Here is a 15,330-nt window from a genome sequence, read left to right on the forward strand (position 1 = left end):
TTATTCGAATTGACTTCTGGTGCACTAAAATTCATTGTCAACTCACCCGCAGTGCGACAGGTCGGGTGAGGTGAGCTGCGCATGCAGCCATGACTCGTCCTCCAAGACATCGATGTTGGGAAATAGACCGACGCCGTGGGTGTCGTGCATGTCTGGTCAGACGGCTTGGCCCGCTACGGCCGCGGGCGATTCAGCACGATCAGGCAGGATCCGGTGATCGCCTTCGCGCATCGACGCCGCAGCGTCAAGGCAAAGCTGGTGTGTGTGTTGGCCTTACAGGGCCGAGCCAGACGGCGCGACAGCCCGGCACTGGCCTATCAGCAGCGAACGACGCAGAACTGGGTCAACGTGTCTCGGTTGTCAAGAGCGGCCACGGATACAGCCCAGAGGGTGCCGCTCGGCTGAAACTCTGGGGCGGCAAACGACGCCGGCAACGCCACCCAGTCCGATTGAGGCGACAAGTAGATCCAACTGGTCGGCCGGTCACGCGTCATCCACATGTTGCGGAACGGCTTCTTATTCGTCGGTGTAGAGCCCGACGAAACGCCATGTTCCAGACGGCTGATGGATTGGGCGGCAGCGTGACGCTGCACCGGGCCGGCATGCGCTTGGACACCTTGGGCCGCATGAGTCCACGCCGCCGGCTCCGGCAATGTCGCCGCGGAGAACTGTGGACGCAATGAGGAACCTGCGATCACGGCAACGAACAGGCTCAGCACGGCGACGATTGCGATGGTCAACTGCCATCGTCGAGTCGTACCAGCGCTCCGAAGATCCACGGTGGCACGACTGTACAAACACAAGGCCTGAGCAGCAACCCGAGCGAGCTGTGAAAGCGATCAAAGTCCGGTGTCGTCTCATGAAGTGACGATCGATTAGCGGCTAGCCTTCGGACCATCCGCGGGACCGGCGCCTGTGACAGCGTTTCGACTATGTCACTGGTTGACGCTGCGAGAGACCGGCGCCGCGGATTGGCCCCCTTCTCGCGAAGGGGGCCAATCGCCGTGGGCGGTCACCGGCTCGCATCGGCGACCACTATCGGACTCACAGCAACTTGAGGAGCGCGGCGACCAGCGACCCAATATTGCTTGCCAACGCTCCGCCGAAGTTGGCCAACATTGATGGGAGGTTCGACAGGACCGAGGGGATGCTTTGCAGCAGCGCAGTCAATTGACCGCCGATGCCGTTAATGACGGGAGTCAGGTTTGGCCAGCCATTGATCAGCTGGTTCGCGAAGTCCTGGATTGCCACCCCGAGGCCGCCGCCGTTCGCGACGTTTTGCGCATTGGGCGCGACTATTTCTTTCGCTAGACCCGGAAGGATGGTGGTCAACCATTGCTGGACGAAGCCATTGCCGGCGCCCAGCCTCGCCACAAACGCTCCACTGCTGAACACGCCGCCGGACGGTGGCGAAAGTTTACTTGCCGAAGTCCCATTGAGGAAAGCGTTCAGCATTGCGCCGGGCGTATTGATCAGGTTGGTCACTGCCCCCACCGTGTCGCCTGCCTCCCATGCGTTGTACGCATTTTGCAGGCTTGTACCAAGTCCAAAGACAAACGGTTGCTCCCATATCGAGTTAGCCCAGTTCCCACCAACGGCTGTGAGCATTGTGGTCGCAGCGTAGTTGTACCCGTTGGTGAGATTTTGTAACGCGTACCCGGGGATCTGCGGAATAGCTTCAAGCGGTAACAAAATATGTGCTTCGGCCGAAGTCAGGGTGTCGGACCAAAGGCTTAGGAATCCAGGCTGGATTTTGCCAGACATTATCTCGTTCACTGCCGACTCAATGGCCGGAACGCCGTTCCAAACATCGATAACGCCTCGCGCCGCAGATTGGTAATCGCCGACATAATCGCTCGCATACTGCACAAAGTTCGCGGCGACCTGCTGCGCGACCGGAAATGGAACCTTGCTCCATCCGTTGAGAATGTATCGCAGATTGGTTCCCAGGTTTTGAAATGTGGTTACATACGTCTGGACGATTAGGTTCTGAGCGATCGGACTGAAGACATCGCTCAGGGTGCCTGCGGGCACTGCGGCCGCGCTTGCTCCGCTTGCGAGTGAGGCGAGTTCGCTTTCCACGCCGGAGAACAGGTCAACCATGCCGCTGGCGGCATCGGTGAGTCGGATATTGGACAAGCTGACTTGCCAGAGCTGCTGGGCCAACTGACGGTCGGGCAGGTGCTGGGTCACCGGCGCGACGGTGATGATGCCGGCGGCGAGGGCCACTCCAGCGGTGATGCGGGGGCGGGCTGCGAGGTCCACGACCATCTCCTTTGATCGAAGGGTCAAAATTCGGATGGCCAGAACGTAGCTGAGAACGACCTAAGTTTCGGGAGAGTTTGGGTGATATTGACCAGGTTCGTCCTGCAAACATCGCGTGTCGCAAACTATGTGAGGCAATGAAATCAATGTTCGTAGATATTTTGAAAAGCCTATAGTTACCCCCCCCCCGGAATTTTAGTTCAGAGCGTAACTATCCGAGGGCGATCCCCGGCGTATGTTTGCCATACCTTCGCGGCACAACCAGCAAACCGACCCGCCGAGCCGCACCTCAAAGACATCCGGCGGTGATCGATCCCACCCCGCGCTAGACGTCATCACTATGACCCGTGACGACATTGGTCCTGCGACGTCGCCGACACGCACAAAGTCGTGAACCGCGACACGGGTCGACCCGTCGCGGAGGGCGGTACCAACTCCCAACCCGCCGGTTACCCCTCGCGTTTCTTGGACCGAATCGCCTTGCCCGCCACGGTCCCGCCGTCGACCGGCAGCACCGTCCCCGTGACATAGCGTGACCGGTCGCTGGCGAAATACAGTGCCGCCTCGGCGATGTCCTCGGGTGTGCCCTCGCGCTTCAGCGGACGGTCGGCCCGCATCGTCTCGCGGATCGCCGCCTCATACCGCTGGACCTGCTCCTGATCCATTTTCGCCGCCGACGTCGCCAACAGCGGCGTGGGGATATTGCCCGGCGCGATCGCGTTGACCCGAATCTCGTAGTACGCCAACTCAATCGCCGAGGACTTGGTGAACTGGATGACCGCCGCTTTCGACGCCCGGTAAGTCATCACGCCGCCGCCGGCCTGGATCCCGCCGATCGAGGTCAGGTTGATGATCGATCCGCCGCCGTGGGCGGCCATGTGCCGAGCCGCGTCGCGGGTACCCGCCATCACGCCCAGCACGTTGACCGCCATGATGCGGTGGAAATCGGCGAGATCGTCGTCGAGGAATCGCCGATGCATCGTGCCCGAGACTCCGGCGTTGTTCACCATCACGTGCAGGCCGCCAAATTTCTCGACGGCCGCGGCCACCAGCGTCCCGACCTGCTCGGGATCGGAGACGTCCGTCCGCCAAAACAGAGCGTCCGGACCCAGCTCCGCGGCCAGCACCTCACCTTTATCGGTTTCGACGTCGGCTATGACGACCCGCGCGCCCTCGGCCACAAACTTCTCCACCGTGCCGCGACCGATCCCGGAGGCCCCGCCGGTGACGATGGCTACTTTGCCGGACAGTTCGTTGACCACACGACGAGTTAATCGGCGTCAACGGTGTTAAGTCAAGCAGTTGATTTAAGCACGCGGCGAACGGCTCGGTCGCGGCCTTACCTCCAGAGTTTGGTATGACTACGACCCCCACGGGTTCGCTCGGCGGGCGCGCGGGCGATGCTGAAGGCGCAGGGTCATCGCACAATCGTCGAAAGGCGTGAACATGAAGGTCTTGGTTGTCGGCGGCAGCGGACTCATCGGATCGCAGGTTGTGGCCATGCTCACCGAGCTGGGACACGAGGCCGTCCCGGCCTCGCCGAGCTCGGGTGTCAACACCATCACCGGCGAAGGTCTCGCCGCAGCCGCCGCCGGCGCGCACACCGTGGTGGACGTGTCGAACTCGCCGTCCTTCGCCGACGACGACGTGCTGCGCTTCTTCACCACCTCCACCGGCAACCTCCTCGATGCGGAGCGGGCCGCCGACGTGCCGCACCACGTCGCGCTTTCGATCGTGGGCACCGACCGCGTCCCGGAAAGTGGCTACCTGCGGGCCAAAACCGCCCAGGAGAAGCTGATCGAGGAGTCGGGAACCCCGTATTCAATCGTGCGGGCGACGCAGTTCTTCGAATTCGTCACCGCCATCGCGGATTCGGCAACTGACGGGGATACGGTTCGCCTGCCGCACGCGGCGATCCAGCCCATCGCGGCCGAGGACGTCGCCACCGCCGTCACCCGCGCAACGGTCGGGCCGCCGGTCAACGGGATCGTCAACGTCGCCGGCCCGGAAAAGTTCGGTATGGACGACTTCATCCGGACCGGCCTTGCCGCCTACGGCGATCAACGCCAGGTGGTGACCGACGCTACGGCCCGCTACTTCGGTGCGGTGCTCGACGACCACAGCATCGTTCCCTTCGATGACGAAGAGGCAATCATCTACCCGACCCGCTTCAGCGATTGGCTGGCCTCTCGCGCGTCCAGCGGTAGACGGTAAGTGAGCGGACCCAACACCTGTCAGCAGTTGCGCTGCGGCTAACACCCGAGCACGGTATAAGGCGCCGGGGGACGAGTCGACCGACGACGAGGAGCAATCAATGCCGGTGCTACCCCCAAGCGGGGTTCCCTTCGACGGGACGCGGCTCACCAGGCGCGGCTTCATCGCCGCCGGCATCGCCGGTGGATTGGCACTGACGGCGTGCGGCGAATCCAAACCTCAGGCCGCGGGCAGTGCCGCCCAAATGGCGGCCGCCATCGCCGCCGCCGAGGCGGCACGGCCACACAGTGGGCGCACCGTGACGGCCAGCCTGGCGCCCCAGCAGACTCAGATCGACCTGGGTGGACCGATCGTCCGTACGTTGGCCTTCGGCAACACCATCCCAGGACCGTTGATCCGGGCCAAGATTGGCGACGAGCTTGTCGTTACGGTTTCAAATCGACTCGACCATCCGACATCGGTGCATTGGCACGGCATAACACTGCGCAACGATATGGACGGCGCCGAGCCCGCCACCCCGAACATCCCGGCCGGCCAGGACTTCACTTACCGGTTCTCTGTCCCGGATTCGGGCACCTACTGGGGCCATCCGCACACCGGCCTGGACGAGGACACGGGTCTTTATCTACCCGTCATCGTCGATGATCCTACCGAGGGCAACTACGACGCCGATTGGATTGTCGTTCTTGATGATTGGACCGAAGGGGTCGGAAAAACCCCTCAGCAGCTCTACGCCGAACTGACGAGCCCGAACAAACCGAGCATGCCGACAACCTCGACAACTACTACCGTCCCCACGCCCTCGACAAGCCCGACAACGTCGACGACCCGAACGTCGGGGGGCAACGTCGCCCGAAGCGACCTGCTTGGCGGCGACGCCGGAGAAATCTCCTACCCATACTATCTGATCAACGGCCGAATCCCGGCCGCCCCCACCACCTTCAACGCGAAACCGGGCCAGCGAATTAGGATCCGCTTCATAAATGCCGGCTCCGACACCGCATTTCGGGTCGCCCTGGCGGGCCATTCGATGACGGTCACGCACACCGACGGCTACCCCGTGGCGCCGACCCAGGTCGACGCCCTGCTCATCGGCATGGCCGAGCGCTACGACGTAGTAGTGACCGCGGCCGACGGCGTCTTTCCGCTGGTTGCTCTGGCGGAAGGAAAAGGCGCGCTGGCACGTGCACTGCTGACTACGGGGGCCGGCAGCCCACCCGACCCACAATTTCAACCAGCCGAACTCGGCAAGCGGGTGGGAACCGTCGAGATGTTCACCGCCACAACGCCGGTCAACTTGGGTCGGCCCGAGCCGGGCCTCAACCTCCCGGTCGTCTTGGGCGGCAACATGATGCAGTACAACTGGATGATCAACGGCGAGCCCTACAGCAAGACCGACCCGTTGCACGTACGGCAGGGCCAACGACCCACCCTCACGTTCGACAACACCACGACGATGTATCACCCAATTCACCTGCACGGTCACACTTTCCAGTTGCTTAAGGCCGACGGCAGTCCCGGCGCGCGCAAGGACACCGTGATCGTGCTGCCCAGGCAGAAGATCGTCGCCGTGCTGGTCGCCGACAATCCCGGTACGTGGGTGATGCACTGCCACAATACCTATCACCAGTTCGCCGGCATGCAGACGCGGCTAGACTACGTCTTCTGACTTCAGACCGTTGCGAAAAAGTCCAGCAGCAACTCGTTGACCGCTGCCGACTGCTCGATCTGCGGGCAGTGACCTGCCTCGCCGACCACCGCCGAGCGGGCGCCGTCGATCTGCTTGGCGATCTGCGCGGCCCAGCCGGACGGGAGAAGCTTGTCGTTTCCGCCCTCGACGACGAGCGTCGGGACGTCGATGCGCTCGTATGCCCGCGCGCTTGACGGAGTCGAGGACGGCGCGGTGCCGGGACGGCGAAATCGGGCCGCTGCCACGGCTTCCCAGGCGCCGGGTGCGATGCTCGACTCATAGCGGCGCCGCACGTAGTCCTCGTCTGCAGGGTAGCCGGGGTGATAGAACAGCGCCTCGACGATGCGCCGCATCGCCGGCAGGGTGGCGTCGTACTGTTGGAGCGCCTCGAAATGCCGGTTCTGCTGGATCTCCCCTCCCCCGCAGATGATTACCAGGCTACGCACCGGCAGCAGTGGTGTCTCCGACGTAGCGTCGGTGAGCAGGTTGATGGCACCCATCGAGTTGCCGACGAAGTGCGCCGAGTCGATGCCCAGGACCTCACAGAGGCGCGCCACATGCCGAATCCGCATGCCGCGGCCGTCGACGAAGTCGATGACCTTCGCCGACCGCCCGAACCCCAGCTGGTCGGGCGCCAGCACTCGGTACCGCTTAGCGAGGCCGGCGATGTTGCGTTCCCAGCCAAGCTCGGCGCTGCCGCCGAACTCGCCGCCGTGCAGCAGCACCACCGGGTCGCCGTCGCCCGCTTCCAGATAGCTGGTGACCAGGCCGTCGACCGATTGGGTCTTGCGATGAATCCCCATTACTTGATCGCGATCGGGTTCACCGGGGAACCCACGGCGCCAACAAATCTCAAAGGCGGCGCAACGAGCTGGAACTCGTAAACACCATCGGCGGCGCAGTCGGCTGCCAGCGCGGCGAGGTCCCAATACTCGCCGAGCATCAGCCCCATGTCGCGCAGACAGAGCAGATGGAAGGGCAAAAACACGCCCTGGACACCCGATACCGGGTCTTCGACCTGGAGGTTGTCGGAGGCGACGGCCGCGATCTCATGGTCGTGCAGCCACGAGGCGCATCGCCAGTCCAGCCCGGAGTAGGGTTCGGTCTTGTTGCCGATCATGAGAAACCTTGTCCACCAACCGGTCCGGATCAGCACGATGTCGCCGCGCCCGACCGTCACACCCTGCGCGCGGATGACATCATCCAATTCCTCGGGGGTGATGGGATTTCCGTGCTCGAGGAAGACCTCCGCGCCGCGATGGCGCACCAAGTCCAGCAGCACGCCGCGCGAGGTGATGCCCTTGACGTCAACCTTCTCGATGCCGCAGTGGTAGGCCCCCATGCTGGTGACCGAACCCGCCGGGAAGCCGTTGTAGAGCTGATCGTCATAGTAGACGTGAGACAGCGCATCCCATTGGGTGGCCGCCTGCAACGGCATGATGATCATGTCGTCGTTGAACCGGAACAGATTGTCGATGAGGTAGCCGCCCATCTGCTGCGCCCCCGGGTTCCGCGCCCAGCTGGGCCCGTACTGCGCCAGCGTGTTCACGTCGCCGCCGTCCACCGTCATGATATGCACCGGATTGTGCCGAAAGTCGAAGGCGCCCTGCGGCCCCGACGAGCCGAAGTCGACACCGAGCGGGAACACCTTCCCATGCCGGACCAGGCTGGCGGCTTGCGCGACCTTATCCGCCGTGATGAAGTTCAGCGTGCCGAGCTCGTCGTCGGCTCCCCACCGGCCCCAGTTGGAGACGTCGCGAGCGACCCGCCGAAAGTCCGTCACGCTGGCCATGAGGCTCCTTCCTCGAGCTCACGGGCGATCGCGGCGCCCACGTTTCCGCCGTCCACCCACAACACCTGGCCCGAAATATAGCTGGCCGCATGGCTATTCAGGAAGAGCAGAACCGAGGCCTGCTCGGCGGGCCCGGCGACGCGTCCCAACGGCTTGGGTACGGCGTCGAGGAAGCCCTGCCCGTAGGCCGTCCGCAGCTGATCGAGGATCGGGGTTTCGGTGACCCCCGGGCCGGTACAGTTGATCCGGATGCCTCGGGCGCCCAACGGGGCGGCGTTTCGCATGGTGTAGAGGATGACCGCTTCCTTGGACAATTGATAACCGCCGCCGGCCAGTGCATCGGGATGAGCATGGCACCAATCGATACCCTGTTGCATCGTCGCGGTATTCAACAGCGGCGCCACCGCCCGCAGGTGCTCGCGGTATGCCGCCGCCGCGAGCGACGACACGCTGACAATCGCCGACCCCGCGCCCATTTTCGGGATCAGCGCCTCGGTGACGTGCCGCAGGCCCAGGAAGTTGATGGTGACGACGAGCGTCGGGTTGCCGATGCCGGAAGAGACACCGGCGACGTTGAAAAGCGCGTCGACCGGTCCGCCGATCGATGCTACCGCGCGAGCGATCGACGCCGGGTCGGCTAGGTCGACCTCGTGAAACTCGTTGAGTTCGAGGGCCGGCCGGCGTTTGTCCAGTCCGATGACGTCGGCACCGAGTTCGGTGAGCTGGCGCACCACGTGTTCGCCGATGCCCGATGCGCACCCGGTCACCACCGCACGGCGCCCGTCGTAGCGCCACAGCTCGTCGATGTGCCCCAAGGCGTTTCCCGAATTCAGGGGTGTTCCGGTATCACTTGGGCCGCTCCTGCTCTTTTGCGCGCTGCGCCGCCTGGACGCGACCCTCGTTGATCTCCGCCATGGCTTCGGGGATCTCGCTGGCGGTGAACTTACCGCCACGGCCGGTGGGCAGGCCGCCGAAGGAGTAGTTTTCGTCGAATACCGGTGCGGTCGACTCGGGCCGCCGGGCCTCGACCTTCTCGATGACGGGCGCCAGCCGCGCGGCCTTGTCGGCCACCGCCTTCTCGTCGCGCTCGATGAACTCGGGCAGCACCTCTTTGCCCATCAGCTCGATGGATTCCATGGTGCCCTCGTGGCTGCGCGGGTTGAGCAGCAGGATGATCTCGTCGACGCCGCTGTCCTCGTAGCCGCGCAGGAATTCGCGTACGGTGGCCGGCGATCCGATCGCCCCGCGCCCCGGACCGTACGCCAGCGTCGGGTCCTTTTCGACCTCTTCGAGATACCGCGTCCATACCCCCGTCCGCCCGGGGGTGTGCACACCCGTCATGTAGTAGTGCATGATGCCGAACGAGAAGAATCCGCCGCCCCGACCGAGGCGTTGCAGCGCCTGCTCGTCGGTCTTGGCGACCATCATCGACAGGTCACCGCCGATGGCCAGGATGTTCGGGTTGATCTTCGGCGTGACCGGGATGCCGCTCTCCTCGAATTCCTTGTAGTAGCCGTTGACCCGCTCGGTGAGCGGTCCGGGACCGGTGTAGGCGAAACTCAGTGCGCCGATGCACTTTTGGGCGGCCATTTGCACGCTGGACGGACGCGTGCAGGCGACCCAGACCGGTGGGTGCGGCTTTTGCATGGGCTTGGGAATGACGTTGCGGGCCGGCATTTGGATGTGTTCGCCTTTGAAGCCGGCGAACGGCTCCTCGATCATGCAGCGGATCGCGACCTCGAGGGCCTCCTCCCACTGCGCGCGCTTGTCGGCGGGATCGATGTTGAAGCCCCCGAGTTCGCCGACGGAGGAGGATTCGCCGGTGCCGAACTCGACGCGTCCGTTGGAGATCAGGTCGAGGGTGGCGATGCGCTCGGCCACCCGGGCGGGGTGATTGACCGCTGGCGGGAGGTGCATGATGCCGAACCCCAGCCGGATGTTCCTGGTCCGCTGGCTGGCCCCGGCCAGGAATATCTCCGGAGCCGTGGAATGACAGTATTCCTCGAGGAAGTGATGCTCGGTGAGCCAGACGGTGGAGAATCCGGCCCTGTCCGCGGCCTCGACCTCGTCGAGGCAGTCCTGCAGCAAGACCCGTTCATCATCCGGTGCCCACGGACGCGGCAGGGCGAACTCGTAGAACAGTGAGATTTTCATAGGCTACCTCCTAGGAGAATTAAGCGCTTGCTTAACAAGGTGTTTCGCCGCGATATAGCCGAAGGTCATGGCCGGTCCTATGGTCGCCCCGGCCCCGGCATAGCTACGGCCCATCACCGGCGCGGCGGTATTGCCCACCGCGTACAGTCCCCGCACGACGGTGTCGTCTTCCCGCAGGACCCGCGCGTATTCGTCGGTGCGCAGGCCACCCGACGTCCCGAGATCGCCAAGAACGATGCGAAACGCGTAGTAGGGCGGATCGCCCAGCGGATACAGGTTGGGGTTGGACAGGGTCGGATCGCCGTAGTAGTTGTCGTACACGCTGTCGCCGCGGTTGAAGTCGTCGTCGTGACCCTTGCGCGCGAGTTCGTTGAAACGGCGCGCGGTTTCGGAAAGTTGACGCGCCGGCACGCCGATCTTGGCCGCCATGTCGTCCCAGCTCGTCGCGGCCTTGACCACGCCCGATTCCAGCCACGCCGGCGGGACCTTACGCCCGGTGGGCACCGGCGCCCCGGGGATTTTCGGGATCGGCAGGTGGCCGGCGATGACGTAGCGGTTCCAAGACCTGTGATCGGTAATGAGCCAGCACGGGATGTGAGTGACTCCGGATTTTTGGCCGTCGATCATGGCATGGCCGAAGTCCATGTACGGCGCCGCCTCGTTGATGAAGCGCTTCCCTTCGCCGTTGACGACGAACTGGGCCGGCATCATCCGTTCGTTGAGCATGAATTGCATGCGACCATCGGGCCATTGGATCGCCGGAAACCACCAGGCCTCGTCGAGCAGCTCCGTTGCGGCGCCGATCTTTTGGCCCGCGCGGATGCCGTCGCCCATCGCGGCGGGATTGCCGAAGCTCCAGTCCTGGTCCAAGACCGATAAAAGCTCCTTGCGCCAGGCAAGGTCGTGGTCGAAGCCCCCGGACGCGAAGATGACCCCGAGCCGCGCACCGATGCGCTGCTTCGCACCGTCTTTCTCCACCACGGCTCCGGTCACCGATCCGTCGGCGTCGGTGAGCAACTCGACCATCGGCGAGTCCAGCCACAGCGGGACACCGCATTCCCTCATCGCGAGTCTCAGCCGAGCCGTCAGCGACTGCCCGATCGCCGCGATCCGCTCGCCGAATATTCTCGCCCTGACCATTCGCGCGATCAGCTTGAGCAGGACGGCTTTACCGGCCCACGACTGCCTGATCTGGTAGAACGATCGAAGCTCCTTGGGACCCAACCAGATTCCTTTGGGAGCGAGCGCCAACGGCTGGAGTAGCCTCTGCTCGTCGGCGCCCAACTTTCGCAGGTCGATGGGCGGGACGTTGATGGTGCTGCCGAGTTCCGAACCGCCGGGCAGCTCCGGGTAGTAGTCGGCATAGCCGGGCTTCCAGACGAACTCACACCATCCCGAGAGGCCTTCGAGAAACTCGAGCATTTGCGGCGCGGACTCGACGTACTGCCGTATCCGGGCCTCGCCGACCAGGCCGTCGGTGATCTTCTGCAGATACTCGACGACACCTTCGGGTGAGGGGGCGTAGCCCTCCCTGCGCTGCGCGGGTGCCCCCGGCACCCAGATGCCACCACCCGAAAGGGCCGTCGAGCCACCGAAATACGACGACTTTTCCACCACCAACGCGTCCAGCCCGGAAACGTGAGCGGTCAGGGCGGCGGTCATGCCGCCACCGCCGGACCCGACGATGAGCGCGTCGACAACGTGATCAAAGCCGTCGGCGGTCACTTCGGCACCGCCGTTCTGATGGCGAAGCCGGCGATCAGTTCGGCGGCCGGCTTGTAATAGCGCATGAGCGTCTGATACGGCCCCACCTTTTCCAGCGCCGCGAAAGCGGCCACCCACGTTCTGATTTCGTGTGCGGAGCTACCGCCCTCGTGAACCACGAACGAGTTCGACCACCGATCGAGATCGGCGAGGCGTCCGTCGTCGATGATCTCGAGGAATCGGTGGTCCCACACGGGGTTGAGTGGTTGCAGTTCGCTCTGGCCACCCGCGAAGCTTTTGGCCGCTTCCATCACCGCCGCCTGCCGGGCTTGCCGCTGCTCCGACGTCATCGGCCGGCCATCCACGATCCGTTCCAGCACCGCCGGAGACGCTGTCGCCAGCGTCGGCACCGGCGGACTGTGCGAAAGCCCACCGGATCCCACCACCAGGACCCGCTTGTCCAGCGTCGCCAGGTAAGCGCCCACGGCGGAGCCCAGTTCGCGGCAGCGATGCAACGGCCCCAGGGGCACGGCGATTGCGTTAACGAAGATCGGTATCACCGGGCGCGCGGTGGCGTCCCCGAACAGCTTTTCCAGCGGCTGGACGGTGCCGTGGTCGACGTCCATGCCGGCCGACACCGCGACGTCGACGCCCGCGCCGAGGACGGCGTTCGCGCACTCGGCCGCCAGGTCCTCGGGCACGTCGAGCGGGCCGGCATGGGTGCCGTAGTCGCCAACCCCAGTGGCGTTCATGCCGATACAGAAGGGCGGCATGACCTTGTAGAAGAACCCGTTGTAGTGATCCGGTGAGAAGGTGACGACGAGTTCGGGGTCGTAGTCGCGTGCGAATTCGCGTGCCTGCGCGATTGCGCCTTCGATGTCGTCAAGCAGGTCCCGCGACGGCCCCGGAAGATTCAGCAGCGGGCTGTGCGACATACAGCACAGAGCCAGTGGCATTGTGGAGATCACCTCCTCCCGGCGTGAGCGCGAGGGCGTCCAACAGTGAGGCGCTCAGCTCGGGGGCGAGCTGAGCGATACAGGCACCGGCGATGCACCGATCGGGACGCAGGAACAGCACCGATTCGGAGTGGGTGTCGAACCAGGATTTGAGGGCACCGCCGCGATCGCCCACGACCACGACATCGGGGTCGTCGTGGCCGGTCCAGTGCAGCTGCGTCGACGGCCGCAGCGCAACGAAGCGCGCGCCCAAGGCTTTCCAGCTCGTGAACGCCTCGTCGCCGAGAATGTTGCGCGGGTTGTTGTTCCAGCACAGCACGGCGAACCAATCGCCCAGCACGTCGTCCAACAGCACGTCGCGCTGGGTGCGCGTGTCGACCCGGGGCTGGATGAACAGGGTGCCGACCGGCGAGTCGGCGCGACCGGGCGTCTTGGGGATCACCGTGTGCACGACGGCGCCCTGCTCGTAGCGCGGCATCGGCTTGAACCGCATCTCCAGCACATACCGCTTGAGCGACGGCACAATTGACGCCGACCGCACGAGGAGGTCCCGCGCGGTCGCGATCCTGCGGTCGGTCGGTGAGATCACCCGGCCCACCATGGTGGAAAGGTCGATCATCGCTCGGGCATGCTTGCGCCGCTCGATGTCATAGGTGTCCAGCAACTTATCGTCGGCCCGCCCGGTCACCACCGCCGTAAGCTTCCACCCCAGGTTGGCCGCGTCCCGGATTCCGCTGTTGTAGCCCTGCCCCTGCCATACCGGCATCAGGTGCGCCGCGTCTCCGGCCAGCAGCAGCCGGCCGCTGCGGAACGCACCGGCGATGCGCGAGTGATGGGTGTACACGCGGCGCCGGATCACGTCGACCCGGTCGGGGTGCGGCACCATCCGCGCCAGCATCCGCGTCAGGAAGGCCGGATCCTCCGCCTGCTCGTCGGACTCGTCGGCGTGAATCATGAACTCGAAGCGGCGAATTCCGTGCGCGATCGAGATCGACGCGTATGGGCGTTCCGGGTCGGCACCGACCTCGCTGTTCGGGTGGCCGAGCGGATCGTTCGCGATGTCGACGACCAGCCACCGCGTCGACGACGTCGTCCCGTCGAAGGACACCCCCATCATGCGGCGGGTCATGCTGCGCCCGCCGTCGCAGCCGACGACATAACGCGCCCGCACGGCCTTCGGGGAGTCGCCGCCGAGCTCGACCGCAACCGCATCGGCGGCCTGCACGCACGAGGTCATGGGGCGGTTCCACCACACCTCGACATGTCCGAATCTGTCTAGACCGCACAGTAATTCGGCGTCGACGAGCGGCTGCACGAAGCCGCTGCGCTTCGGCCAGCCGAAACGCGCGTCGGGCGGGGCCATTTCGGCGAGCACCCGGCGCTTGGCGTCGACGAAACGCAGGACCTGGTTGGGCACGGTGTGCGGCAGGATGCGGTCGACCAACCCGATCGACTGGAAGGTGCGCAGCGCCTCGTCGTCCAATCCGACACCGCGCGGATAGTCGATGAGGGTGTCCCGTTCCTCGACCACCAGCGTGCGGACGCCTTGCAGGCCAAGGATATTGGACAACGTCAATCCGACCGGCCCCGCGCCGACGACCACAACGTCGACATCCACGTCCCGCCCGGCGCTTCCCATCACCGCCCCAGCAGGAAATCGAGATGCAGGCGATTGAACGTCTTGGCATCCTCGTACTGCGGCCAATGACCGCAGCCCGGCATCAGTTCGAAGCGCGCATTGGGGATCATCGACGCGATGCGACGGCCCTCGGTCACGTCGGCGGTCGGGTCGTCGCTGGTCCACAGCACCAGCGTCGGCGCGGTGATCGCGCCATATTCGGCCGGTCCCAGAATATTGCGCGCCCGAATCTCGGGATCCTGCAACGCCATGATGTCACGCATGGCGGCGACGAATCCCGGTTGGCGGTATATCCGTTGGCGGCTGGCGACCAGGTCGTCGTAATCCCTGGACTTGTCGGCCATCAGCCATTTGATCCGCGCCTGAACCGTTTCCCACGTCGGGTTCTCGGCGGCGGCCATGGACAGCGTGATGATCCGCCGCATCACCACCGGGTCGGCCTGGGAACCGCCGGCGGTATTGAGGACCAGCCGGTCGACCACGTCCGGATGGTCGACGGCGGCGCGCGCGGCCACCCAGCCGCCGAGCGATTCGCCGCTGAGGCAGGCGCGATCGGCGCCGATGGCGCGCAGCACGGCCATCAGGTGCTCGACATAGTGGCCGACCTCCAGCGGGTGGCCCGGCTTGTCGGTATAGCCGTGGCCCAGCATGTCGATCGACCAGGTCCAGAAATGCTCCGCGTGCGCCGCGAGATTACGGACGTAGGCCTCGGCGTGGCCACCGGATCCATGCAAAAAGATCAGCACCGGTTTGCCCGGCTCGCCGGCACGCAGATAGCGGGTTCGCGCTCCGCCCGCCTCGAGATAGCCCTGCTCGAACGCGACGCCCTGGAGATCGCTCCATACGCTCTCGAACTCCGCCACGGTTCCCCTCTGGCTAGGTTGGGAAATCTTGTTCTCGTTTTTGGCTTACGCAG

At 64.7% G+C, this 15,330-nt stretch carries 13 protein-coding genes; 2 read left to right on the forward strand and 11 right to left on the reverse strand.

Going from position 1 to position 15,330, the window contains the following annotated elements; translation table 11 throughout:
- Positions 1 to 317 precede the first annotated feature (317 nt).
- The 3 genes from K3U93_RS21160 to K3U93_RS21170 all read right to left on the reverse strand — a co-directional run bounded on the left by K3U93_RS21160 (position 318) and on the right by K3U93_RS21170 (position 3,527).
- Positions 318 to 740, reverse strand: coding sequence for a hypothetical protein (locus K3U93_RS21160; protein ID WP_176219905.1), 423 nt, complete (start codon positions 738 to 740; stop codon positions 318 to 320).
- Between the two features lie 304 nt (positions 741 to 1,044).
- Positions 1,045 to 2,271: a hypothetical protein gene (locus K3U93_RS21165; RefSeq protein WP_083009859.1), complete on the reverse strand. Its 1,227-nt coding sequence runs from the start codon at positions 2,269 to 2,271 to the stop codon at positions 1,045 to 1,047.
- A gap of 443 nt (positions 2,272 to 2,714) precedes the next feature.
- Positions 2,715 to 3,527 carry an SDR family NAD(P)-dependent oxidoreductase gene (locus K3U93_RS21170; RefSeq protein ID WP_071511148.1) on the reverse strand — a complete coding sequence of 271 codons (813 nt, stop codon included), beginning with the start codon at positions 3,525 to 3,527 and terminating at the stop codon, positions 2,715 to 2,717.
- Between the two features lie 184 nt (positions 3,528 to 3,711).
- Here K3U93_RS21170 and K3U93_RS21175 point away from each other — a divergent pair, with 184 nt between their 5' ends.
- Both K3U93_RS21175 and K3U93_RS21180 read left to right on the forward strand, forming a co-directional pair.
- The gene (locus K3U93_RS21175; RefSeq protein WP_083009941.1) at positions 3,712 to 4,479 is read left to right on the forward strand and encodes an SDR family oxidoreductase; all 768 of its coding nucleotides are present in this window, start codon (positions 3,712 to 3,714) and stop codon (positions 4,477 to 4,479) included.
- Positions 4,480 to 4,579: 100 nt separating this feature from the next.
- Entirely contained in the window at positions 4,580 to 6,148 is a 1,569-nt protein-coding gene (locus K3U93_RS21180; protein WP_071511146.1) for a multicopper oxidase family protein, read from the forward strand.
- Positions 6,149 to 6,150: 2 nt separating this feature from the next.
- Here K3U93_RS21180 and K3U93_RS21185 read toward each other — a convergent pair whose 3' ends face one another.
- Genes K3U93_RS21185 through K3U93_RS21220 form a run of 8 tightly spaced genes read right to left on the reverse strand, consistent with a single transcriptional unit; the run spans position 6,151 to position 15,277 of the window.
- Positions 6,151 to 6,972 carry an alpha/beta fold hydrolase gene (locus K3U93_RS21185; RefSeq protein WP_083009860.1) on the reverse strand — a complete coding sequence of 274 codons (822 nt, stop codon included), beginning with the start codon at positions 6,970 to 6,972 and terminating at the stop codon, positions 6,151 to 6,153.
- A complete protein-coding gene (locus K3U93_RS21190; RefSeq protein WP_083009861.1) occupies positions 6,972 to 7,961 on the reverse strand; it encodes a cyclase family protein in 990 nt (329 codons plus the stop codon). The genes K3U93_RS21185 and K3U93_RS21190 overlap by 1 nt, the downstream gene beginning before the upstream one ends.
- The gene (locus K3U93_RS21195; protein ID WP_083009862.1) at positions 7,949 to 8,776 is read right to left on the reverse strand and encodes a coniferyl-alcohol dehydrogenase; all 828 of its coding nucleotides are present in this window, start codon (positions 8,774 to 8,776) and stop codon (positions 7,949 to 7,951) included. Before K3U93_RS21195 ends, K3U93_RS21190 begins: the two co-directional genes overlap by 13 nt.
- Before the next feature lie 31 nt (positions 8,777 to 8,807).
- A complete protein-coding gene (locus K3U93_RS21200) occupies positions 8,808 to 10,115 on the reverse strand; it encodes an LLM class flavin-dependent oxidoreductase (RefSeq protein ID WP_083009863.1) in 1,308 nt (435 codons plus the stop codon).
- 3 nt (positions 10,116 to 10,118) lie between these two features.
- On the reverse strand, positions 10,119 to 11,840 hold the full coding sequence (locus K3U93_RS21205) for an FAD-binding protein (RefSeq protein WP_083009864.1): 1,722 nt from the start codon (positions 11,838 to 11,840) through the stop codon (positions 10,119 to 10,121).
- On the reverse strand, positions 11,837 to 12,775 hold the full coding sequence (locus tag K3U93_RS21210) for a 3-carboxyethylcatechol 2,3-dioxygenase (protein ID WP_083009865.1): 939 nt from the start codon (positions 12,773 to 12,775) through the stop codon (positions 11,837 to 11,839). The genes K3U93_RS21205 and K3U93_RS21210 overlap by 4 nt, the downstream gene beginning before the upstream one ends.
- Positions 12,702 to 14,414 (reverse strand): bifunctional 3-(3-hydroxy-phenyl)propionate/3-hydroxycinnamic acid hydroxylase, encoded by a 1,713-nt coding sequence (locus K3U93_RS21215; RefSeq protein WP_083009866.1) that lies wholly within the window; start codon positions 14,412 to 14,414, stop codon positions 12,702 to 12,704. Before K3U93_RS21215 ends, K3U93_RS21210 begins: the two co-directional genes overlap by 74 nt.
- Positions 14,414 to 15,277, reverse strand: coding sequence for an alpha/beta fold hydrolase (locus tag K3U93_RS21220; RefSeq protein WP_083009867.1), 864 nt, complete (start codon positions 15,275 to 15,277; stop codon positions 14,414 to 14,416). Before K3U93_RS21220 ends, K3U93_RS21215 begins: the two co-directional genes overlap by 1 nt.
- Positions 15,278 to 15,330 lie beyond the last annotated feature (53 nt).

Source organism: Mycobacterium malmoense, assembly GCF_019645855.1.
Taxonomy (GTDB): Bacteria; Actinomycetota; Actinomycetes; order Mycobacteriales; family Mycobacteriaceae; genus Mycobacterium; species Mycobacterium malmoense.

Excerpts from the sequence above, each read along its gene's own strand:
- K3U93_RS21210 (WP_083009865.1), bottom strand. The coding sequence starts at position 12,775 with ATGCCACTGGCTCTGTGCTGTATGTCGCACAGCCCGCTGCTGAATCTT.
- K3U93_RS21215 (WP_083009866.1), bottom strand. The coding sequence starts at position 14,414 with ATGGGAAGCGCCGGGCGGGACGTGGATGTCGACGTTGTGGTCGTCGGC.
- K3U93_RS21200 (WP_083009863.1), bottom strand. The coding sequence starts at position 10,115 with ATGAAAATCTCACTGTTCTACGAGTTCGCCCTGCCGCGTCCGTGGGCA.
- K3U93_RS21165 (WP_083009859.1), bottom strand. The coding sequence starts at position 2,271 with ATGGTCGTGGACCTCGCAGCCCGCCCCCGCATCACCGCTGGAGTGGCC.
- K3U93_RS21190 (WP_083009861.1), bottom strand. The coding sequence starts at position 7,961 with ATGGCCAGCGTGACGGACTTTCGGCGGGTCGCTCGCGACGTCTCCAAC.
- K3U93_RS21175 (WP_083009941.1), top strand. The coding sequence starts at position 3,712 with ATGAAGGTCTTGGTTGTCGGCGGCAGCGGACTCATCGGATCGCAGGTT.
- K3U93_RS21185 (WP_083009860.1), bottom strand. The coding sequence starts at position 6,972 with ATGGGGATTCATCGCAAGACCCAATCGGTCGACGGCCTGGTCACCAGC.
- K3U93_RS21180 (WP_071511146.1), top strand. The coding sequence starts at position 4,580 with ATGCCGGTGCTACCCCCAAGCGGGGTTCCCTTCGACGGGACGCGGCTC.